The 19,867-nt window shown below is 71.4% G+C and carries 24 protein-coding genes; 21 read left to right on the forward strand and 3 right to left on the reverse strand.

Annotated features, from left to right (window positions below; all coding sequences use genetic code 11):
- The 3 genes from ACJ9NR_RS23320 to ACJ9NR_RS23330 all read right to left on the reverse strand — a co-directional run bounded on the left by ACJ9NR_RS23320 (position 1) and on the right by ACJ9NR_RS23330 (position 3,679).
- Entirely contained in the window at positions 1-660 is a 660-nt protein-coding gene (locus tag ACJ9NR_RS23320) for a response regulator transcription factor (RefSeq protein ID WP_277751740.1), read from the reverse strand.
- 168 nt (positions 661-828) lie between these two features.
- Positions 829-2,259, reverse strand: coding sequence for a sensor histidine kinase (locus ACJ9NR_RS23325; protein ID WP_412494281.1), 1,431 nt, complete (start codon positions 2,257-2,259; stop codon positions 829-831).
- 157 nt (positions 2,260-2,416) lie between these two features.
- Positions 2,417-3,679 carry a sensor histidine kinase gene (locus ACJ9NR_RS23330; protein WP_412494282.1) on the reverse strand — a complete coding sequence of 421 codons (1,263 nt, stop codon included), beginning with the start codon at positions 3,677-3,679 and terminating at the stop codon, positions 2,417-2,419.
- A 345-nt stretch (positions 3,680-4,024) separates the two neighbouring features.
- Between ACJ9NR_RS23330 and ACJ9NR_RS23335 the strand changes: the two genes are divergently transcribed.
- The 21 genes from ACJ9NR_RS23335 (at position 4,025) to ACJ9NR_RS23435 (ending at position 19,654) form a co-directional block, all read left to right on the forward strand.
- Positions 4,025-4,417 (forward strand): NADH-quinone oxidoreductase subunit A, encoded by a 393-nt coding sequence (locus tag ACJ9NR_RS23335; RefSeq protein WP_412494283.1) that lies wholly within the window; start codon positions 4,025-4,027, stop codon positions 4,415-4,417.
- Positions 4,408-5,145 (forward strand): NADH-quinone oxidoreductase subunit B, encoded by a 738-nt coding sequence (locus ACJ9NR_RS23340; protein WP_412494284.1) that lies wholly within the window; start codon positions 4,408-4,410, stop codon positions 5,143-5,145. Before ACJ9NR_RS23335 ends, ACJ9NR_RS23340 begins: the two co-directional genes overlap by 10 nt.
- A complete protein-coding gene (locus ACJ9NR_RS23345; protein ID WP_412494285.1) occupies positions 5,142-6,539 on the forward strand; it encodes an NADH-quinone oxidoreductase subunit C in 1,398 nt (465 codons plus the stop codon). The genes ACJ9NR_RS23340 and ACJ9NR_RS23345 overlap by 4 nt, the downstream gene beginning before the upstream one ends.
- Entirely contained in the window at positions 6,536-7,504 is a 969-nt protein-coding gene (locus ACJ9NR_RS23350) for a complex I subunit 1/NuoH family protein (RefSeq protein WP_412494286.1), read from the forward strand. Before ACJ9NR_RS23345 ends, ACJ9NR_RS23350 begins: the two co-directional genes overlap by 4 nt.
- A complete protein-coding gene (locus ACJ9NR_RS23355) occupies positions 7,504-8,079 on the forward strand; it encodes a NuoI/complex I 23 kDa subunit family protein (protein WP_412494287.1) in 576 nt (191 codons plus the stop codon). Before ACJ9NR_RS23350 ends, ACJ9NR_RS23355 begins: the two co-directional genes overlap by 1 nt.
- The gene (locus ACJ9NR_RS23360; RefSeq protein ID WP_412494288.1) at positions 8,076-8,720 is read left to right on the forward strand and encodes an NADH-quinone oxidoreductase subunit J family protein; all 645 of its coding nucleotides are present in this window, start codon (positions 8,076-8,078) and stop codon (positions 8,718-8,720) included. The genes ACJ9NR_RS23355 and ACJ9NR_RS23360 overlap by 4 nt, the downstream gene beginning before the upstream one ends.
- Positions 8,720-9,109: an NADH-quinone oxidoreductase subunit NuoK gene (gene nuoK, locus ACJ9NR_RS23365; protein ID WP_412494289.1), complete on the forward strand. Its 390-nt coding sequence runs from the start codon at positions 8,720-8,722 to the stop codon at positions 9,107-9,109. Before ACJ9NR_RS23360 ends, nuoK begins: the two co-directional genes overlap by 1 nt.
- Positions 9,106-11,100 (forward strand): NADH-quinone oxidoreductase subunit 5 family protein, encoded by a 1,995-nt coding sequence (locus tag ACJ9NR_RS23370; RefSeq protein ID WP_412494290.1) that lies wholly within the window; start codon positions 9,106-9,108, stop codon positions 11,098-11,100. The genes nuoK and ACJ9NR_RS23370 overlap by 4 nt, the downstream gene beginning before the upstream one ends.
- A gap of 6 nt (positions 11,101-11,106) precedes the next feature.
- Positions 11,107-12,735 carry a complex I subunit 4 family protein gene (locus tag ACJ9NR_RS23375; RefSeq protein WP_412494291.1) on the forward strand — a complete coding sequence of 543 codons (1,629 nt, stop codon included), beginning with the start codon at positions 11,107-11,109 and terminating at the stop codon, positions 12,733-12,735.
- Positions 12,732-14,252, forward strand: a complete 1,521-nt coding sequence (locus ACJ9NR_RS23380; protein ID WP_412494292.1) for an NADH-quinone oxidoreductase subunit N — start codon at positions 12,732-12,734, stop codon at positions 14,250-14,252. The genes ACJ9NR_RS23375 and ACJ9NR_RS23380 overlap by 4 nt, the downstream gene beginning before the upstream one ends.
- A 263-nt stretch (positions 14,253-14,515) precedes the next feature.
- Positions 14,516-15,379: a zinc metalloprotease HtpX gene (gene htpX, locus ACJ9NR_RS23385; protein ID WP_412494293.1), complete on the forward strand. Its 864-nt coding sequence runs from the start codon at positions 14,516-14,518 to the stop codon at positions 15,377-15,379.
- Complete coding sequence (locus tag ACJ9NR_RS23390) at positions 15,376-15,768, forward strand: YccF domain-containing protein (RefSeq protein WP_412494294.1); 393 nt, start codon at positions 15,376-15,378, stop codon at positions 15,766-15,768. Before htpX ends, ACJ9NR_RS23390 begins: the two co-directional genes overlap by 4 nt.
- Positions 15,769-15,844: 76 nt before the next feature.
- The gene (locus ACJ9NR_RS23395) at positions 15,845-16,411 is read left to right on the forward strand and encodes an SMI1/KNR4 family protein (RefSeq protein WP_412494295.1); all 567 of its coding nucleotides are present in this window, start codon (positions 15,845-15,847) and stop codon (positions 16,409-16,411) included.
- Positions 16,412-16,768: 357 nt separating this feature from the next.
- Positions 16,769-17,035: a GlsB/YeaQ/YmgE family stress response membrane protein gene (locus tag ACJ9NR_RS23400; protein ID WP_412494296.1), complete on the forward strand. Its 267-nt coding sequence runs from the start codon at positions 16,769-16,771 to the stop codon at positions 17,033-17,035.
- A gap of 457 nt (positions 17,036-17,492) precedes the next feature.
- A complete protein-coding gene (locus ACJ9NR_RS23405; RefSeq protein ID WP_412494297.1) occupies positions 17,493-17,756 on the forward strand; it encodes a hypothetical protein in 264 nt (87 codons plus the stop codon).
- Complete coding sequence (locus ACJ9NR_RS23410; protein ID WP_412494298.1) at positions 17,753-18,115, forward strand: DUF6907 domain-containing protein; 363 nt, start codon at positions 17,753-17,755, stop codon at positions 18,113-18,115. The genes ACJ9NR_RS23405 and ACJ9NR_RS23410 overlap by 4 nt, the downstream gene beginning before the upstream one ends.
- A complete protein-coding gene (locus ACJ9NR_RS23415) occupies positions 18,112-18,297 on the forward strand; it encodes a hypothetical protein (protein WP_412494299.1) in 186 nt (61 codons plus the stop codon). The genes ACJ9NR_RS23410 and ACJ9NR_RS23415 overlap by 4 nt, the downstream gene beginning before the upstream one ends.
- Positions 18,294-18,632 (forward strand): helix-turn-helix domain-containing protein, encoded by a 339-nt coding sequence (locus tag ACJ9NR_RS23420; RefSeq protein WP_412494300.1) that lies wholly within the window; start codon positions 18,294-18,296, stop codon positions 18,630-18,632. The genes ACJ9NR_RS23415 and ACJ9NR_RS23420 overlap by 4 nt, the downstream gene beginning before the upstream one ends.
- 8 nt (positions 18,633-18,640) lie before the next feature.
- Positions 18,641-18,787: a hypothetical protein gene (locus tag ACJ9NR_RS23425; RefSeq protein ID WP_412494301.1), complete on the forward strand. Its 147-nt coding sequence runs from the start codon at positions 18,641-18,643 to the stop codon at positions 18,785-18,787.
- 10 nt (positions 18,788-18,797) lie between these two features.
- Positions 18,798-19,310, forward strand: a complete 513-nt coding sequence (locus ACJ9NR_RS23430) for a hypothetical protein (protein ID WP_412494302.1) — start codon at positions 18,798-18,800, stop codon at positions 19,308-19,310.
- Positions 19,310-19,654, forward strand: a complete 345-nt coding sequence (locus ACJ9NR_RS23435) for a hypothetical protein (RefSeq protein ID WP_412494303.1) — start codon at positions 19,310-19,312, stop codon at positions 19,652-19,654. The genes ACJ9NR_RS23430 and ACJ9NR_RS23435 overlap by 1 nt, the downstream gene beginning before the upstream one ends.
- Positions 19,655-19,867 lie beyond the last annotated feature (213 nt).

Raw genomic sequence — 19,867 nt, forward strand, 5'->3', positions numbered from 1 at the left:
TCATGAGTTCAGATAGGTGAGTACCGCGAGAACACGCCGGTGATCCCCGTCACTCTGGGAAAGTCCGAGCTTCAGGAAGATGTTGCTCACGTGCTTCTCGACGGCGCCGTCGCTGACCACGAGCTGCCGTGCGATGGCCGAATTCGTCCGTCCCTCGGCCATCAGCCCCAGCACCTCCCGCTCCCGGGGCGTCAGCCCCGCCAGCACGTCCTGCTTACGGCTGCGGCCGAGCAGCTGCGCGACCACTTCCGGGTCCAGCGCGGTGCCCCCCTGGGCCACCCGCACCACCGCGTCCACGAACTCCCGGACCTCGGCCACGCGGTCTTTGAGCAGATAGCCGACGCCATGGCTGGAACCGGCCAGCAGTTCGGTGGCGTAGCGCTCCTCCACGTACTGCGACAGCACCAGCACACCGAGTCCGGGATGCGCCTTGCGCAACTGCACCGCCGCCCGCACGCCCTCGTCGGTGTGTGTCGGTGGCATCCGCACGTCCGCGACCACGACGTCCGGCAGCTCGCCCTGTCCGTCCAGCTCGGTGATCGTCTTGATCAGCGCCTCCCCGTCACCCACACCGGCGACGACGTCGTGCCCGCGGTCGGTCAGCAGCCGGGTCAGCCCCTCCCTGAGCAGCACTGAGTCCTCGGCGATGACCACCCGCACCCTGTCCTCCACGATGTCCGGCCCCCCAGCCCGTTTCCGTATGCCAGTAGTCCAGCATTCCAGCATTCGGACCGGACTGCGCCGGGGGAACGGCAATCAGCGCGAACATGTGCAGCGCAGGAGTGCAGCGCAGGACGACTTTCGGCCCGCGCGGGCGGTCCCCGGCCCTCAGCCGAGCGCCCGCTCCCCGCGCCAGGGCAGCTCCGCGGTGACCCGGGTGGGCCCACCGGCCGGCGAATCCACCACGAGGATCCCGTCCACGGCGTCCAGCCGCCCGGCCAGCCCCGCCAGCCCCGAGCCGCCGGAGGCGTCGGCGCCGCCGACCCCGTTGTCCATGACCTGCACCATCAGCCGGTTCTCCACTCGCCACACGTCCACGGCCGCCCAGGTGGCCCGCGCGTGCTTGCTGATGTTCTGCAGCAGTTCCGACACCGTGAAGTACGCGATCCCCTCGATCGCCGGCGCCGGCCGCTCGTCCAGGTCGACCTCCACCTGCACCGGCACGGTGCACCGCGAGGCCACAGCGGACAGGGCGGCGTCCAGCCCGCGGTCCGTCAGCACCGCCGGATGGATCCCGCGCGCCAGGTCCCGCAGCTCCTGGAGCGCCGTCTTCACCTCGCCGTGCGCCTCGTCCACCATCCGCGCCGCCGCCCGCGGATCCTCCGCCAGCTTCTCCTTCGCCAGCCCCAGATCCATGGCGAGCGCCACCAGCCGGGCCTGCGCCCCGTCGTGCAGGTCCCGCTCGATCCGCCGCAGGTCCGCGGCCGCGGTGTCCACCACGACCCCGCGGTCCGACTCCAGCTCCACCACCCGCGCCGACAGCCGCGACGGCCCGAGCAGCCCGTGCACCATCAGCCGGTCCACCGTCGTCAGCGCCCGCACGATCCACGGCGTGGCCAGCGTGAAGACCAACCCCACCAGCGCGGTGACGGTGATCTCGAAGGGGTTGTCGAGGTAGACGCTGTGGCTGGAGTCGCCGTAGAGCTGGAGCCCGCCCTGGCCGCCGTACACGGGAAAGAGCCAGAACCACAGCGGGTACGTCAGCAGCGCCCATCCGTACGCCCAGAAGTTCAGCGCGACCACGAACGAGAACACCGACCAGGGGAACTGCAGCAGCGCGTACAGCAGCGTCCGCCAGGACGTGCCGCTCTTCAGCACCGCCCCCATCCAGGCCATCACCCCGGACTTCCGCATCCGCAGCGGCTCGGGGTCGGCCACCTCCAGACCGAGCAGCGCGCGCGCCCGCGTCCGCTCCAGCGCCGCGATGCCCCGGCAGCCGGCCAGCCCCGCGGCGAGCACCGGGACACCGAGGAACGTCACCAGCAGACCGGCCCCGAGCGAGACCATCGTGACGGCGTAGACGAAGAGCGCGACGCCGATCGGCAGGCTCAGCAGCACATACGCGAACTCCCGCCAGCTGCGCGCCTCGAACGGCGCCCGCAGCCCGGCCGGCAGCCGCCGGCGCTCGCCGCGGCCGGGACCGTCGTCGTATCCGAGCCCGTAACCCTGCGCGTGGCCCTGCGCGTGGTTCTGCGCGTGGTTCTGCCCGTAGCCCTGCACCTGGTCCTGCCCGTAGCCCTGCCCGTACTGCGCGGCCATCGGCGTCGTCCGTTCTGCTCGTCCTGCTCGTCCTGCCCGTCCCTGCGGCTGTCCCGCGGTACCTCCACGTTCCTCCGCCGCGGGGCCGCCTTCCATGGAGTACGTCGGTCTCTTGGAAGGGGGGTTTTCCCCACCTCACCTCCCGGCGGGGCGCCCGTCACCTCCCGGCGGGGCGCCCGTCGCCGGGCGCGCGGTCGCGCCACGGCAGCTCCGCCGTGATGACGGTCGGCCCGCCCCGCGGCGAGTCGATGACGAACAGCCCGTCGACCGCGTCCAGCCGGTCGGCGAGCCCCTGCATGCCCGTACCGCCCTCGGGTCTCCCATCGCCGCCCTCAGCCGGATCGCCGCGCGACGCACCCCCGCTCCCCAGGTGCGCGCCCCCCGACCCGTCGTCCTCCACCTGGATCAGCAGCCGTTCCTTCGCCCGCCACACCTCGACCGACGCGGTCTTCGCCCCGCTGTGCTTGCTGACGTTCTGCAGCAGCTCGGAGACGGTGAAGTAGGCGATGCCCTCGATGGCCGCGGCGGGTCGTGCGTCGAGGTCGACCGTCACCGTCACGGGGACGGTGCAGCGCGAGGCCACCGCGGACAGGGCGGCGTCCAGACCCCGGTCGGTGAGGACGGCCGGATGGATGCCGCGGGCCAGGTCCCGCAGCTCCTGCAGCGCGAGCTTCACCTCGCCGTGCGCCTCAGCGACCATCTCCGCCGCCGAGTCGGGGTCCTCCAGGAGCTTCTCCTTGGCCAGGCCGAGGCCCATCGCCAGGTTGACCAGCCGGGCCTGCGCCCCGTCGTGCAGATCGCGCTCGATCCGCCGCAGATCGGCGTTGGCCGTGTCGACCACCACCCCCCGGTCCGACTCCAGCTCCGCGATGCGCCGCTCCAGCTCGTCGGAGGGCGACAGCAGCCCGCGCACCATCGCCCGGTCGGCGTTGGTCAGCCCCCGCGCGACGAACGGCAGCACCGGCCACAGCACGAACAGCGAGGTCAGCGTGGTGGCGAAGGTGAGGACGCCCCAGGGCAACCGGATGAAGCCGTACAGCACCGCCCGCCAGCCCACCGGGTCCTTCAGCCGCATCCACAGCCGCGGGAGGAAGCCGGTGCCGCGTCCGGGCAGCGGGCTCGGCTCCTCGACGTGCGTCCCGAGCAGCTTCCTGGCCCGTGTCCGCTCCATCCGGCCCAGCATCCGCGAGCCCGCCAGCGCGGCCGCGAGCAGCGGGAAGCCGATCACCGTCACCGTCAGCCCGAAGCTCGTGAACAGCGCCGTCACGACGTAGACGAACCCGAGCAGCCCCACCGGGAGGTTCACCAGGAGGTGGGCGATCTCCTTCCAGGTCTGCCGGTCGTAGGCGAAACGGGGAGGCGGCAGACGGTCGCCGTCACCTTCCACAGCCCCCATCGGGCGCGAGAGTCGTTCGGTCATATGGGCCAGCGTGCCGTGCGCCGCCCGCTCGCGCCATGAGGTCGGCAGCCGTCGCCCCCTGGGGAAAACCCCACCCCGGCATCCCGCCCGGAAGGGCGCCCGGCGTCCCGCCCGGAAGGGCGCCCGGCGTCCCGCCTAGAAGGGTGCCCGGTCCTGCCCGGAAGCGTGCCCGGCGTCCTGCCCGGAAGCGTGCCCGGCGTCTCAAGCGCATCTCAAGGCGTGATGGGCTGCTTACCGTCCCTTTATCAGGGCCTAGACTCCCGTGCGTACAGATCGTCGAACAGCGGTGTTCATCAGGGCCGCAGGTCACAGCGGCGTGCCGAGTCAGGGAGCGAGGAGACGGACGTGCGGGAACCGACCGTCGTCGCGGCGGACTACTTCCAGTCGTACTCCGTCGTCGGACTGCTCGCCCTCGTCGGCGTGCTCTTCGTCGCGGTCGCCTTCGGGGCCGGCCGCCTGCTGCGGCCCGTGGTGCCCACCCCCGAGAAGCTCCTGACGTACGAGTGCGGAGTCGACCCCGTCGGCGAGGGCTGGGCCCACACCCAGGTCCGCTACTACGTCTACGCCTTCCTGTACGTCATCTTCGCCGTCGACTCGATCTTCCTGTTCCCCTGGGCGACGGTCTTCGCCGCCCCCGGCTACGGCGCCACGACGCTCGTGGAGATGTTCGTCTTCCTCGGCTTCCTGACCGTGGGCCTGCTGTACGCATACAAGAAGGGCGTTCTGGCATGGACATGACGACGCCAGACACCAACGGACAGAACGAACAGAACGAACAGAACGGACGGGACGGACGGGGCGGACGAGACGAACGAGGCGGACGGGACGGGCAGCCGGTGAAGGCGGTCGCGGGTCCGGAGCCCGTTCTGCTGCCGGAGCCCGGGAGTCCCCCCGCGGAAGGCAGGGGGAGGCTCGGCGCGCTGGCCCGTCTCGCTCCGGAGCCGATGAAGGTGGTTCTGAACTGGGGCCGCCGCTACTCCCTCTGGGTCTTCAACTTCGGCCTGGCCTGCTGCGCGATCGAGTTCATCGCCGCGTCGATGGCCCGCCACGACTTCATCCGGCTCGGCGTCATCCCCTTCGCGCCGGGCCCGCGCCAGGCCGACCTGATGGTCGTCTCCGGAACGGTCACGGACAAGATGGCGCCCGCCGTGAAGCGCCTCTACGAGCAGATGCCCGAACCGAAGTACGTCATCTCCTTCGGCGCTTGCAGCAACTGCGGCGGCCCCTACTGGGACTCCTACTCCGTCACCAAGGGCGTGGACCAGATCATCCCGGTCGACGTCTACGTCCCCGGCTGCCCGCCCCGCCCCGAGGCCCTGCTCCAGGGGATCCTGAAGCTCCAGGAGAAGATCGCCCGGGAGTCGCTGGGGGAGCGGTACGGCACCTCCCGTGCCTCGGCCGCGGCCCTGCAGAGCGACCTGGTCCGGCCACCGGGGGCCGGGTCCCCTTCCGGGGAGGGCCGATGAGCACCGTCGGCTGGCTGCCCGCCCCCGCCGAGGAACTGTTCGGTCCGGAGGCCACGGCCGAGGAGTCGTACGAGGTGCTTACGGTCGACGTCCCGCCGGCGTCCTGGCTCACCGCCCTGGAGGCCGCGCGCGACCGGCTGTCCTGCACGTACTTCGACTGGCTCAGCGCGGTGGACGAACCGGGCACGGGTTTCCGCGTCGCGGCCCACGTCGTGTCCCTGTCTCCCGTGCGCCGTCTGCTGGTACGCACCACGGTCCCGCACGAGGCCCCGACGCTGCCCTCCGCCGTCGGCGTGTACGCGGGCGCCGCCTGGCACGAACGCGAGACCCACGAGATGTTCGGCGTCGGCTTCGAGGGCCACCCGGCTCTGGATCACCTGCTGCTGCCGGAGACCTTCGAAGGTCACCCCCTCCGCAAGGACTTCGTCCTCGCCGCCCGCGTCGCCAAGGCCTGGCCCGGCGCCAAGGAGCCGGGCGAGTCCGACCACGGCGGTCCCAAGCGGCGCCAGATGCTCCCCCCGGGCGTCCCCGACCCCAACGAGTGGGGCCCCCAGAAGGGCCAACTCCCACCCGCCCCCACCCGCCCGGCACGAGGAGCGGGCCGAACGGCGGCGGGCGAACGCCCGGCGCGGCGCACGCGTTCGGCCGGGGAAGGCTCGGCCAGTCAGACGGCGGCAGCCGCAGCCGGTGCGGCCACGGGTGCGTCGCGGCGTTCCCGTTCGGCGGCGGAGGGGTCGGTCAGTCAGGCTGCGGCGGCTGGTGAGGGTGCGGGTGCGGGTGCGTCGCGGCGTTCTCGTTCGGCGGCGGAGGGCTCGGCAAGTCGGCGACCTGCTGCGGAGCCCGGTGGTGAGGCGGCGGCCGGACCTCGGCGTGCCCGAACGGCCGCAGAGGGGTCGGCGAGCCAGCGGCCGGCTGCCGAATCCGGTGCCGCAGAGGCCGCGCCCAGCGAAGACTCCTCTTCTCAGACCGCTGCCGTCCCGTCGGCAGAGGGCCGGAACCCCCGCCCCGCCTCCCGCAGTTCCGACGCCCCGTGGCACCACGCCCGCCCGGCGTTCGACGAGCCGGGTGATGAGAAGGCGCCCAGCCCGGTCGCGGAGCCGGTCGACCAGCGGGACGGCGAGCCGGACATCGAGCCGGACGCCGAGCGAGACGCCGAGCCGACGCGCGCACGCGAGCGAGCGCCGAAACCGCCCGCAGACGCAGACACAGGCCCCGACGCAGACGCAGACGCAGACGCAGACACAGGCGCTGACGCCGACACCGACGCAGACACAGGCTCCGAGACCGACGCCGACGCCGGTTCGGGGAAGCACGATCTGGCGAACCCGGAGGACCCCGCCGCAGACCCCCAAAACACGGCGCACCCCGAAGACCCCGCAGGAGGCCCGCAGTGACCGACGCCCTGGACGTCACCCTGCGACTCCTGATCGTCTTCGTCGTCTTCCTCACCTTCCCCCTGATCGTCGGCCAGACCGAGCACAAGGTCATGGCCCACATGCAGGGCCGCCTCGGTCCGATGTACGCCGGCGGCTTCCACGGCTGGGCCCAACTCGTAGCCGACGGCGTGAAGTTCGCACAGAAGGAAGACATCGTGCCGAGGGGCGCGGACCGCCGCGTCTTCCAGCTCGCCCCCGCCGTCGCCCTCCTGCCGTACCTCGTCGTCCTCCTCGCCATCCCCATCGGCCCGGGAGAGGGCGCGGTCGGCCAGGTCCTGGACGCCGGCATCTTCTTCGTCCTCGCGGTGATGGGCGTCGGCGTCCTCGGCTCCCTCATGGCCGGCTGGGCCTCCGCCAACAAGTTCTCCCTCCTCGGCGGCCTGCGCACCGCGGCCCAGCTCCTCGCCTACGAGCTCCCGATGCTCCTCGCCACAGCCTCCGTGGCGATGGCGGCCGGCACCGTCTCCCTCCCCGGCATCCTGGACGCCTTCGAGTGGTGGTGGCTGCCCTGGCAGATCGTCGGCGCGGTCGTCTTCTTCGTCGCCGGACTCGCCGAACTCCAGCGCCCGCCCTTCGACATGCCCGTCGCCGACTCGGAGATCATCTTCGGCGCGTACACCGAGTACACCGGTCTCCGCTTCGCCCTGTTCCTCCTCGCCGAGTACGCCGGAATCATCGTCCTGTGCGGTCTGACCACCGTCCTCTTCCTCGGCGGCTGGCACGGCCCCTGGGGCGCCGACGGCCTCGGCTGGGTCTGGACGCTGCTGAAGACGGCCGTCCTCGCCTTCCTCGTGATCTGGCTCCGCGTCACCTATCCCCGGTTGCGCGAGGACCAGCTCCAGAAGCTCTCCTGGACCCTCCTCGTCCCCCTTTCCCTCGCCCAGATCGCCCTCACCGGCATCGTCAAGGTGGTGATCTCCTGATGGCTGAGCCGCTGCCGACCACGCGGTCCCGCATCCCCGGCTCCGGCCTGGCCAAGGGCCTCGCCGTGACTCTGCGCACGATGACGCGCAAGTCCGTCACCGAGCAGTACCCCGACGTCCAGCCCGACCTGCCGCCCCGCACCCGCGGCGTCATCGGCCTGTTCGAGGAGAACTGCACGGTCTGCATGCTGTGCGCCCGCGAGTGCCCGGACTGGTGCATCTACATCGACTCCCACAAGGAGACGGTCCCCGCGGCGGCCCCCGGCGGCCGCGAACGCAGCCGCAACGTCCTCGACCGCTTCGCCATCGACTTCGCCCTGTGCATGTACTGCGGTATCTGCATCGAGGTCTGTCCTTTCGACGCCCTGTTCTGGTCACCGGAGTTCGAGTACGCCGAGACCGACATCCACGAGCTCACCCACGAACGCGACAAGCTCCGCGAGTGGATGTGGACGGTCCCCGCCCCGCCGGCCCTCGACCCCGCCGCGGAGGAACCGAAGGAGATCGCCGCCGCCCGCAAGACCGCCGAGAAGCTGGCGGCCGCCCAGGCGGAACCGCGGGAAGGAGAGTCGTGAGCCCCGCCGCAGCCGCCACCGCGGCCCCCGCCACGACCCTGGCCGCCGACGCCCACGGCTTCCTCTCCCCGACCGGCGTCGAGATCGCCTTCCTCCTCGTCGGCCTGGTCACCTTCGGCGCGGCCCTGGTCACGGTCACCACCCGGCAGCTGGTTCACGCCGCCCTGTGGCTGGTGGTCACCCTCGGCGGCCTCGCCGTCGAATACCTCCTGCTCACCGCCGAGTTCATCGCCTGGGTGCAGGTCCTCATCTACGTCGGTTCCGTCGTCGTCCTCCTCCTGTTCGGTCTGATGCTCACCAAGGCCCCCATCGGCCGCTCCCCGGACGCGGACTCCGGCAACCGCTGGGCCGCCCTCACCGTGGCGGTCGCCGCGGCCGCCGCCCTGGTCTGGGTCGTCGTCGACGCCTTCCGCACGACCTGGATCGACCTGGACGGACCGGCCGCCGGCTCCACCGCCGCCACCGGGGCGAGCCTCTTCCAGAACTGGGTCCTCCCCTTCGAGGCCCTCTCCGTACTCCTCCTCGCCGCCCTGGTCGGCGCGATCGTCCTGTCCCGCAAGGCCAAGGCGGACGAGGCGTCCGGTGCCGCGAGCTCCCCGGCCCCAGCGGGCGCCCGAAGCGAGAAGGAAGGTGTCCGCTGATGCACCTCGCCTATCCCGCCGTGCTCTCCGCCCTGTTGTTCTGCACCGGCCTGTACGGCGTCCTGGCCCGCCGCAACGCGGTCCTGGTCCTGATGTCCGTCGAGCTGATGCTCAACGCCGTCAACCTCAACCTCGTCGCCTTCGACGTCTGGCTCAGCAAGACCGCCCGCGACACGCTGCACTCCGGCCAGGCCCTGACCCTGTTCACCATCGCCATCGCCGCCGCCGAGATCGGCATCGGCCTGGCGATCGTCCTCGCCGTCTACCGCAACCGCGGCACCTCCGACATCGACAGGCTCCGCGACAGCGCCGAGGGCCACGAGAGCGACGGTCCCGACGGCGACACCCTGACGGCGGACCGGACCGGGAAGGCTGAGGCCACCGCGTGACCACGACCACCCTCGCCGCCCTCGTCCCCCTTCTGCCGTTCCTGGGCGCCGCGGCCGGCCTGCTCCTGGGCCGCACGGCCCCCGGCTTCGTCCGCCCGCTCGCCGTCCTGCCGTCCCTCGCCGCCTTCGTGCTGGCCGTGCTGGTCGCCGTGCGCCAGGGCGGCGACCAGGCCGTCGACGCGCACACCGAGCTCACGCCCACCGGCTCGGTCCCGATCGAACTCGCCCTGCACATCGACGGCTTCGCCGCCCTCGTCGCCGTCCTGGTCGGCGTCATCGCCTCCTGCGTGCAGATCTACTCGACGGGCTACCTGCGCGACGACCCGCGCTACCCCTCCTACGCCGCTCTCGTCTCCCTGTTCACCTCCGCGATGCTGCTCGTCGTCTACTCCGGCGACCTGATCGTGCTCCTGGTCGGCTGGGAGGTCATGGGCATCTGCTCGTACTTCCTGGTCGGCCACTACTGGGAGACCCCGGAGGCCCGCGCCGCCTCCATCAAGGCCTTCCTGGTGACCAAGCTCGGTGACGTCCCCTTCCTCATCGGCCTGTTCGCCCTCGCCACCGACACCGGGTCCTTCCGCATCACGAAGATCCTCGGCGCCGTCGCACACGGCGGACTCGGCCACCCGACGCTCGTCGCCCTGCTGCTCCTGGCCGGCGTGGCGGGCAAGTCGGCGCAGTTCCCGCTGCACACCTGGCTCCCCGACGCGATGGCGGGCCCGACGCCCGTCTCCGCGCTGATCCACGCCGCGACCATGGTCGCCGCCGGTGTCTACTTCGTCTCCCGTCTCCTTCCGGTCTTCGAGGCATCCTCGGCCGCGATGGTGGTCCTCGCCGTCATGGCCGCCGTCACGATGCTCGGCTCGGGCATCGCCGCGCTCGCCCAGGACGACATCAAGCGCGTCCTCGCCTACTCGACGATCGGCCAGCTCGGCTATATGACCGGCGCCCTCGCCGTCGGCGACCGTTCCGCCGCCGTCTTCCACCTCCTAGCCCACGGCGCCTTCAAGGCGCTGCTCTTCCTCGCGGCCGGCGTGATCATCCACGCCGCCGGCACCAACTCGCTGGCCGCCATGTCCCGCATGAAGGACCTGCGCGAGCGCGTCCCCGACGCCTTCTGGACGATGACCGTGGCGCTGCTCGCGCTCGCCGCGATCCCGCCCTTCAGCGGCTTCTTCTCCAAGGAGTCCGTCCTCGGCGCCGCCGAGCACGTCGCCACCGGCCACACCGGGCACGCCCCCGGCGCCGCAGGCTGGATCACCCTCCTCGCCGGCCTGGTCACCGCCGCGCTCACCGCCGCGTACGCGACGCGGCTGTGGCTGCTCGCCTTCCGCGGCCGGGGCGCCGAGGCCCCCGACCACGGCCGTCAGCCGCTCACCATGACCGTGGTGCTGTGGGTCCTCGCCCTCCCGTCCCTCGCCTTCGGCGGATTCACCTACCGCCTGCTGCCCGACTGGTTCGACGGCCGCGGTCTCGCGCCGGCCCTGACCACCTCCGTGCTCGGCACCGGCGTGGCCCTCGTCGGCGGCATCGTCACCTACGCCGCCTGGCGGCACAGCACGGCACTCGCGGCCGGAGTCCCGCTGGGCGCGGTCGCGGCCCACCCCGAGGGCGACGCCGGACTGGTCGAGGCCGAGGCCATCGCCAGCCACGCGCCCGCGTACGGCGACGTCGCCTCCGCGCCCGACCCGGCGGACCCGGGACGGCTGCTGCTCGGCCCGCTGCACCGGCACGCGGCCGTCGGCTTCCACCTGGACGCCGTGTACGCGGCTCTCTTCGTCCGCCCGGTCCTGGCCGGAGCGAGTCTCGTCCGGTTCCTGGACCGCGAGGTCGTCGAGACCTACGTACGCGGTGCGGGGGCCCTACCCCGCCTGCTGGGTGCCGCCGTACGGCGCGCCCAGACCGGCAATGTGCAGACCTATGTGAGCGCGCTGCTCGCCGGCACCGTCGTCCTCGCGGTCGCCGCCGTCCTCGTCGCCACGGGAGCGTGAGCAGGCGTGATCGATATCAGCGAGTCCGTGATGCAGGCCCTTCTGGCGTTGATCGTCGTCGTGCCGCTCCTCGGCGCGCTCGCCGCCCTCCTGCCGGCCCCGCCCGGGCTGAAGGGGAAGTCGCCCGAGCAGGCCGTGCTGCGCCACGGCGTGACGGTGACCGGCGTGGTCCTCATCGCCGCGATCGTCCTCGCGCTCGGCTTCGACCACGACCATCCGTCGACGATGCAGGCCACGACCGACATCAGCTGGATCCCCGCGCTGGACGTGCGCATCCACCTCGGCATCGACGGCATCTCCCTCCCCCTTCTGGTCCTGACCGCGCTGCTGACCTTCCTGTGCGCGCTCTACTCGTACTTCAAGATGCCCGCGGGCCCGACCCCGAAGGCCTTCGTCGCACTGCTGCTCGTCCTCGAGTCCGGCACCCTCGCGACCTTCGCCGTCCTCGATCTGCTGCTGTTCTTCCTGGCGTTCGAGATGGTGCTCATCCCGATGTACTTCCTCATCGCCCGCTGGGGCGGCGAGGGCCGGACCCGGGCCGCCTGGCGGTTCATCCTCTACACACTGCTCGGTTCGGTCGTCATGCTGCTCGGCCTGCTCCTGATCGGCCTCAGGTCCGGCACATTCGACATGGTGGCACTCGCCACTGACAACGGCCGGTCACTGACCTCATCCGTGCAGGTCATCGCCGTTCTGGCGATCGGGATCGGGCTCGCTGTCAAGACGCCGATGTGGCCGCTGCACAGCTGGCTGCCCGACGCCCACACCTCGGCGCCGACCGTCGGCTCGGTCCTGCTGGCCGGTGTCCTGCTGAAGATGGGTACGTACGGTTTCGTCAGGATTCTGCTGCCGATCGCGCCGGACGGATTCCACACCTTCGCGCCCTACCTCGCCGCCTTCGCCGTCGTCGGGATCATCTACGGATCTCTGGCCTGCCTGGCCCTCGTCAAGCAGGGCGCGAAGGGTGACCTCAAGCGGCTCATCGCCTACTCCTCCGTCGGCCACATGGGCTTCGTCCTGCTCGGCATCGCGACCATGACCCCGACCGGCGTGAACGGCGCACTGTTCGCCAACATCGCCCACGGCCTCATCACCGGCCTGCTCTTCTTCCTGGTCGGCGCGCTGAAGGACCGCACGGGCACGACCGACCTCGACACCCTCTCCCTCCCGTCTCCCGACCGCGGCCCCACGACGAGCGGCTCTGCCGCACCGAACGATCTCCGGACGGGCGCCGCGCTCTACGGCCAGGCCCCCCGCCTCGGCGGCCTGCTCGCCTTCGGCGCCGTGGCCTCGCTCGGGCTGCCGGGCCTGGCCGGCTTCTGGGGCGAGATGCTGGCGCTGTTCGGCGCGTTCAAGCCCGCCGCCGACCTCAACCGCCCCGCCTTCCTCACCTTCATGGCGATCGCGGCCTTCGGCACCCTCCTGACGGCCGCGTACATGCTCGTCGTGGTCCGCCGCGTCTGCATGGGCGCCGTACCGGAGGAGACGCCGCAGCTCGCCGACGTCCACACGTACGAGTTCGCGGCCTGGACCCCGCTCGTCGCCCTCACCGTCGTCGCCGGGCTGTGGCCCAGGGCCCTGCTCGGCCTGACCGACCCGGCCGTCCAGCAGCTCCTCGCAGGAGGCACCCGATGAGCTCCCTGGCCCAGCCGCTGGCCGCGAACCTCGTCCAGTCCGTCGACTGGCTCGCCGTCGCGCCGCCGGCCATCGCCGCCGTGGTCGCGCTCGTGGTGCTCGTCGCCGACCTGTTTCTGGCCGAGGCGCGCAAGCCCCTCCTCGGCTGGCTCTCCGTCGCGGGCCTGGCCGCCGCCGCGCTGATGCTCCTGCCGCTGCGGGACGGCGACCGCAGCACCTTCTGCGTGCACGGCACGCACGCGTGCAGCTACACGGCCGACCGGTTCACCCTGGTGATCCAGCTCCTCGTCCTCGGCGGCGCCCTCCTCGCCGCACTCCTGTCGGTGACCGCCCTGAAGGACGCCGACAGACAACTCCCCGAAGGGGAGTACTGGTTCCTGCTGCTGTCCTCCGCGGCCGGCGCGGCCCTGCTGCCCGCCTCCCGCGACCTCGCGACCCTGATCGTCGCCCTCGAGGTCGCCTCTCTGCCGGCCTTCGCGCTCGTCGGCCTCCGGTACGGCGACAAGAAGTCCTCCGAAGCGGCCCTGAAGTTCTTCCTGTCGTCGGTCACCGCGACCGCCGTCAGCCTCATGGGCATCAGCTTCGTGTACGCCTCCACGGGCACCCTCTACCTCACCCAGATCGCCGACCGCATCCAGCACGTCGACGGACAGCTGCACACCCTCGCCCAGACCGGTGTGGTCCTCACCCTGATCGGCTTCGCCTTCAAGACAGCCGCCGCGCCCTTCCACTTCTGGGTCCCGGACACCTACGTAGGGGCGCCCCTGCCGGTCGCCGCCTTCCTCTCGGTCGTCGGCAAGGCGGTCGGCTTCTCCGGCCTGATCCTCGTCACCGTCGTCGCGTTCCCCTCCTACGCCGACGTCTGGGGCCCCGCGCTCGCCGCCCTGGCCGCGCTCACCATGACCGTCGGCAACGTCGGCGCCCTCCGCCAGCAGGCCACGCGCGCGTACAGCGCGGTACGGCTCCTCGCCTGGTCATCGGTGGGCCAGGCCGGCTACCTCCTCGTACCGATCGCCGCGGCCGCCTACTCCGGCGACGCCGAACACTCCATCGGCTCCACGGTCGCCTACGCCCTCATGTACGCGGCCGTGAACCTCGGAGCCTTCGCCGTGGTCGCGCTGGTGGGCCGCACCAGGGCCGCGAACCGCGTCACGGACTACCGCGGCCTCTACGCCACGAACCCGCTCGCCGCACTTGTGATGGCCTTCTTCCTGCTCTGCCTGGCAGGACTGCCCCCGGGCATCATCGGCCTCTTCGCCAAGGTCACCGTGTTCTCGGCGGCGGTCGACGCGGGACTCGGCTGGCTGGCCGTGGTCATGGCCGCCAACGTCGTGATCGCGCTCTTCTACTACCTCCAGTGGACGGCGCTGCTGTTCCGCGCACCCGAGGGCGAGCCCGTCGGGCACCGTCTCCCCGCGCCGCTCACCGCTGCCATCACTCTCACCGGCGTCCTCGCCGTCGCCTTTTCCGGCGCCCCCCAGCTGATCCTGCGCTTCGCCGACACGGCCCTCTTCTGACGACCGGCCGCCGGGCCTTTCGGGCGCCCGTCGGCCACCCTTCGGGCACCCGTCGGCCACCCATCGGCCGCACAGCGCCGGCCCGTCACCCGGTCGGCCGACGGGCGGCGCCGTGCGCACAAGGGAACTAGTGGCCCTCGCCTGGCGTTGACCAGTGCGGAAGGGTCCACTGGACGTGAAACCACGGCACCGGTGGTACCCGGGACAGCAAGCAAGCTCAGCAAGCAAAGGGTTCCCCTGCTGCACCACTTGGAGGGCGTACCGTGCACCGCCGGCACAACGGGCTAAGGACCGCAGTACTCCTCGGGGGACTGTCCGCCCTCATCATCGTCATCGGCAGTTTCTTCGGCCGCATGGGGCTCGTCGTCGCGGTTGTGATCGCACTGGGCACGAACGCGTACGCGTACTGGAACAGCGACAAGCTGGCACTGCGCGCGATGCGGGCGCGTCCGGTCAGCGAGTTCGAGGCCCCCGCCCTCTACCGCATGGTACGCGACCTCTCCACGCAGGCCCGCCAGCCCATGCCGCGCCTGTACATCTCGCCGACGGAGGCACCGAACGCCTTCGCGACGGGCCGCAACCCGCGCAACGCCGCCGTGTGCTGCACGGAAGGCATCCTGCGCATCCTGGACGAGCGCGAACTGCGCGGTGTCATCGGCCATGAGCTGAGTCACGTCTACAACCGCGACATCCTCATCTCGTCGGTCGCCGGCGCCCTGGCCTCCGTGATCATGTTCCTGGTCAACTTCGCCTGGCTGATCCCCGTCGGCCGCTCGGACGACGACGACGGCCCGGGCATCCTCGGCATGCTGATGATCATGATCCTGGGCCCGCTCGCGGCCAGCCTCATCCAGCTGGCCATCAGCCGCTCCAGGGAGTACGAGGCCGACGCGTCCGGGGCCCAGCTGACCGGCGACCCGCTCGCGCTCGCCAGTGCGCTGCACAAGCTCGAAGCGGGGACCAAGCAGCTGCCCCTGCCGCCCGAGCCGCGTATCGAAACCGCCAGCCATATGATGATCGCGAACCCTTTCCGCCCGGGGCAGGGGCTCTCCAAGATGTTCTCGACTCACCCGCCGATGGCAGAGCGCATCGCCCGGCTCGAGAAGATGGCAGGTCGACAGCAGTGAAAACCATCCTGAACGTCATTTGGCTCGTTCTGAGCGGCTTCTGGCTGTTCCTCGGGTATCTGGCCGCGGGCGTGCTGCTGTGCGTCACGATCATCGGCATCCCGTTCGGCATCGCCGCGTTCCGTATCGGCGTCTACGCCCTGTGGCCCTTCGGGTACACGACGGTCGAGCGCCGCGACGCCGGTGCGCCCTCCTGCATCGGCAACGTTCTCTGGCTGGTCCTCGCGGGCTGGTGGCTGGCGCTCACGCACATCGTCACCGGCATCGCCCTGTGCGTCACGATCATCGGCATCCCATTCGGCATCGCCAACTTCAAGCTGATCCCGGTCTCGCTGCTGCCGCTCGGCCGTGAGATCGTGCGGACGGACGAGCCGTTCGCGGCTCGCTGACCGAACGACTTTTCCACAGCCCGGCGGTTGTCCACAGGCCGGCCCGATTGTCAGTGGCGCCTTGCATCATGAACCCATGAGCGAGAACGAGCAGTTGCTGGCACGGGTGGCGGTCAAGGCGCACAACACCCGTCCGTGGGGCTGGCCTTCACTGCCGGAGCCGGCCGACGCGCCGACCCTGGCCCGCGCCGAGGCCGCCCTCGGCTTCCCCCTGCCTCCCCTGCTCGCCCGCCTCTATCTGCGCATAGGCGACGGCGGCTTCGGCCCGGAGTACGGCCTGCTGCCCCTCCTCGACAGCCCACCCGCCGGCGAGCCCGCCGCCGTCGTCCAGTACCTCGCCAACCGCGACAGCGGCCGCAAGGACCCCGACCGGCCCTGGCCCGAGGGCGTCCTGCCGATATCGCACTGGGGCTGCGCGATGTACGCCTGCGTGGACTGCCACGCCCCGGAGGCCCCCGTCCTGCTCTACGAGCCGAACGCCGACGAGGACGGCCACGCCTGGTACGTCGACGCCCCCAGCCTCACCGCCTGGCTGAGCGCCTGGCTGGACGGCACAGGCTGGTACGAGGAGACGAACGAGGAGCTGGAGATGATTCCGTGGAGCGATTTCCGCATACGCACGCAGGCGCGGGGATCGTCTTAGCAGCGGCCTTGCAGGTATGTGCGGGCCTTGCACGTACACGCGCCTGAGGCCGGCGATGAAGCGGCCCCGGCCGTGCCGGTGGCCAGGACGTCGCAGCGAGCGAGGACCGCGGCACGGCGAGGCCGGGCAGCAGGCCAGGCCCGGTCGCCCGCGCCGCACGCCTTCGGCTGGCGAAGATTCCGAGGTCCCGACTCCCGGGCTGCTGATCACTCTGCTGATCACTGCAACCGCAAGGGGCCGTCATGACGTCCTGGTCATCGAAAGGGCAGGCACCAGCGCGCGACGCACAGCGGATCTTGACCGAACGCACACTGTCCGGAAAGTGCACGCACAGCGCGGAAGGGCAGGTTTGAGGGCATGACCATCATCAGCTGGATCATCCTGGGGCTGCTGGCCGGGGCCATCGCCAAGTTCCTGCTCCCGGGCCGCGACCCGGGCGGCTTCATCGGCACGACGCTCATCGGCATCGCGGGCGCGTTCATCGGTGGCTGGATCTCGTCGCGCTGGCTCGACCACCCGATCACCAAGAACTTCTACGACGGGGCGACCTGGGCAGCCGCCATCGGCGGCTCGCTGGTCCTGCTGATCGCGTACCGCATCCTGTTCGGCAACTCGCGCGACTGAGCACACCCTCGACTGCGGCCAGCAGCACGGAGGGTGGGCGCCGACGGCCCCCACCCTCCGCCGGCCCGGTCCCGCCAATTCCTCGGTGTCCCGGCACTGACCTGCCGGTCGACGACGACGGAAGACGGAAGGGCGTGACCAGGACGGCTGCCCCTGTCACGCCCTCTCGTCAACGGACGGGCGGTGAGCCGGTCACCGGTAGTTCACGTACCGCCAGCTTGATCGTCTGACCTGCACGTTACCGCCGAAAGGCCGGTTGACGTGCGAAAACTACTGACAGTGTTTGCCGCTGTTGCGCACTGTTATCTGGCGTCTTGTGCCCTGAGTGTGCCCTCGGGTGCTCGCGCCCCTCCCGACTCCGCTCGTCTGCTTTGCGCAGACAGAGCGGCGCCGCCCGATGCTCGCAACATCGAACGGCGCCTTGATCCAGACCCTTCCGATCAAGGAGTCCAGACCCATGCACGACCGTATCCCGGACGGCCCCGTTCGCGATCTCCTGGCGGCTGTCCTCGAAGCCATCGACATCCCCCGTCCCGCCACCATCGGCGACCAGGAGGCGCACGACCGCGTCCTGAACGACCGCGCGATGCACACGAAGATCGCCCTCGCCAACCTCCTTGAGGGCCACCCGCTCGGCGTCGAGTGGACCACCCAGTACCTGCGCGAGCGGCTCGCCGAGCACTCGGCTACCGGCTACCGCGCCTGGGGTGAGGGCCGATGACCGCCCCGCACATGATCACGCTGCCCACCTCCGACGCTGGGGACGTCACGCTTCCCGAGCCGTCCTGGTGCGCGGGCCACAGTCACCACGACCCCGAGACGCGTCGCGTCGACCTGCACCACGCGAGCCCCGTCACGACGCTGACGGGCGCCGGCTGGCAGCTCGGCACCGGACTGCTCTTCCACGCCCCCTACAGGCCCGTGCCGCCGCGCGCGGCGGTGACGCTCGCCTTCCACACCGGGCCGGACGGCCTGACCCCGGTCGGCCTGCACGACCTCGCCGCGGCGATGGACACGGGCGCCGGCCAGCTGCGCGCGCTCGCCGAGCAGCTGACGGTGATCCTCGGGGGTGGCCAGTGAACGGCTCCCGTATCGCGCGTCCGACCGAGGCCCAGGCGATCGCCCGCGCCCATGCGCGTCCGCGGCCGCCGGCCTCCATGCCGGTCCTCTTCGCCGCGCTCATCACCGCCCGCACCATGCAGGATCGCGAGGGCGCCCGCCTGCTCGCCTGCGCCATCGTCCGTGGCGGTGGTGCACGGTGAAGCGGACGACGCGACAGATCATCGTCGGCCACCTCGCCGACCGCGGCATGAACGTCGCCGACATCGCCTCCGAGCTGGGTGTTTCCAAGGAGACCGTGCGGCGCGACCTCCACAACGCCGGCCACACAGGGCACCTCGTGCTGCGCCTGGACGCGCCGCTGCGCGAGGCGCTCACCGTGCTGCGCTCTGTGCACGACGTTCCCGACACGGTGGCGCAGAACGTGCACGCGGCGCGGGCCGCGATCCGTGCCACAGCGGACGCGGTGACCGACGCGCGGACGCCCGTCACGACGCCCGTCGTGCGGGGCGTCACGGCCCGTCGTGACGGGCCCTGACGCCCGTCATGCTCGCCGGTCTGCTCTTCGGCCTGTGTGCCGTGCTCGCCCTCGCCGGGCTGTGCGCTGTCGCGCTCCGCGACGTCCCCCCGATCACCGGGACCGTCGCGTTCATCGTCACCCTCGCCGCGCTCGCCGTGGCCATCCTCCGCTGAGGAACTCCTCGTGAACTACGTAACCTTCGGTGGCGTCGCCATCGGCCTCTGTCTCCTGATCCACCAGGTCGTCACCTGGTGGCCTGGTCGGAAACCTCTCACCAAGGACCCGATCAAGCACCTGTCCCGGCTGCTGCCCTGGCTCGCCTCCTGGTGCTACGGCGCGCTGACCACGCTCGGCGTCGGCGGCCTGGTCGGCCTGGTCTCCAGCAGCGTGCTCGGCATCTCCAACTGGCTCGGCGACGTCGCACTCGTGTGGGGCGTCGGCGGCCACGGCGGGCAGCTGGCAGCGGCGAAGACGTTCGTCCCGCTCTCCGCGCAGGGCCTGGCCGTCGTGCTGATCCTGACCGTCGGGTTCGTGGCAGCCGTGGCCAAGGCGAGCGGGGAGCGGTCCGCGGTGCTCAAGCGCGGGGCGTGGTGCGGCATCTGCCTTGCCACGTCGGCCGGCGTCGCGGGGTTCGCCGCGGTGCCGCTCGCGACGGCCGCGAACTGGCTCGGCGGCCAGGTCTACGGGGCCCTGTGATGGGCCGCCGGAAGCAGGAGGCGCAGGAGGGGCAGGAGGCTGAAAACGAGCCCTCGCGGGCCGCTGGCGTCCTGGTCGCGGTCACCCTGGCCGGGGCCGTGGTGGGGGCCGCGTTCGCCGTCGATGAGGCCGCGGGGGTGCTTCTGGTGACGGTGGCCGGCGGTGTGGCCCTGCACCGGTCGGCATCCCGTATGTCCGATTCGTCGGCCACTCCCCCACCGCCCCTCTCGGGCGATGTCTTTGCAGCTCATAGCGACGAAATCGAGCGCATCCAGCAGGGGCCGGGGGAGGGGATGACGATCTTGTATCCCCGACGTGTCGAGGGGGAGGTGAACGACCGATGATCCGTCGCCTCGTCCGCGCCGCGCTGGCCCGAACGTACGACTACTGCCCCGAATGCGGGTGGTGGGTGAAGGGGTGCCCCCACCAGAAGTGATCCAGCCACTACAGTCGTGATCGGCATAGAGACCACAACGGCCCCCGGGTGCGCCCCCGGGGGCCGTTGTGGTGTCCGCGTACAGCAGAGCGGCCCCCACCCGAGGGAGGGTGGGGGCCGT

Source organism: Streptomyces sediminimaris (genome assembly GCF_047049295.1).
Lineage (GTDB): Bacteria > Actinomycetota > Actinomycetes > Streptomycetales > Streptomycetaceae > Streptomyces > Streptomyces sediminimaris.

Coding starts and splice junctions, on each gene's coding strand:
- ACJ9NR_RS23325 (WP_412494281.1), bottom strand. CDS start 2,259: ATGGCCGCGCAGTACGGGCAGGGCTACGGGCAGGACCAGGTGCAGGGC.
- ACJ9NR_RS23330 (WP_412494282.1), bottom strand. CDS start 3,679: ATGACCGAACGACTCTCGCGCCCGATGGGGGCTGTGGAAGGTGACGGC.
- ACJ9NR_RS23340 (WP_412494284.1), top strand. CDS start 4,408: ATGGACATGACGACGCCAGACACCAACGGACAGAACGAACAGAACGAA.
- ACJ9NR_RS23345 (WP_412494285.1), top strand. CDS start 5,142: ATGAGCACCGTCGGCTGGCTGCCCGCCCCCGCCGAGGAACTGTTCGGT.
- ACJ9NR_RS23355 (WP_412494287.1), top strand. CDS start 7,504: ATGGCTGAGCCGCTGCCGACCACGCGGTCCCGCATCCCCGGCTCCGGC.
- nuoK (WP_412494289.1), top strand. CDS start 8,720: ATGCACCTCGCCTATCCCGCCGTGCTCTCCGCCCTGTTGTTCTGCACC.
- ACJ9NR_RS23380 (WP_412494292.1), top strand. CDS start 12,732: ATGAGCTCCCTGGCCCAGCCGCTGGCCGCGAACCTCGTCCAGTCCGTC.
- ACJ9NR_RS23395 (WP_412494295.1), top strand. CDS start 15,845: ATGAGCGAGAACGAGCAGTTGCTGGCACGGGTGGCGGTCAAGGCGCAC.
- ACJ9NR_RS23400 (WP_412494296.1), top strand. CDS start 16,769: ATGACCATCATCAGCTGGATCATCCTGGGGCTGCTGGCCGGGGCCATC.
- ACJ9NR_RS23405 (WP_412494297.1), top strand. CDS start 17,493: ATGCACGACCGTATCCCGGACGGCCCCGTTCGCGATCTCCTGGCGGCT.
- ACJ9NR_RS23410 (WP_412494298.1), top strand. CDS start 17,753: ATGACCGCCCCGCACATGATCACGCTGCCCACCTCCGACGCTGGGGAC.
- ACJ9NR_RS23425 (WP_412494301.1), top strand. CDS start 18,641: ATGCTCGCCGGTCTGCTCTTCGGCCTGTGTGCCGTGCTCGCCCTCGCC.
- ACJ9NR_RS23435 (WP_412494303.1), top strand. CDS start 19,310: ATGGGCCGCCGGAAGCAGGAGGCGCAGGAGGGGCAGGAGGCTGAAAAC.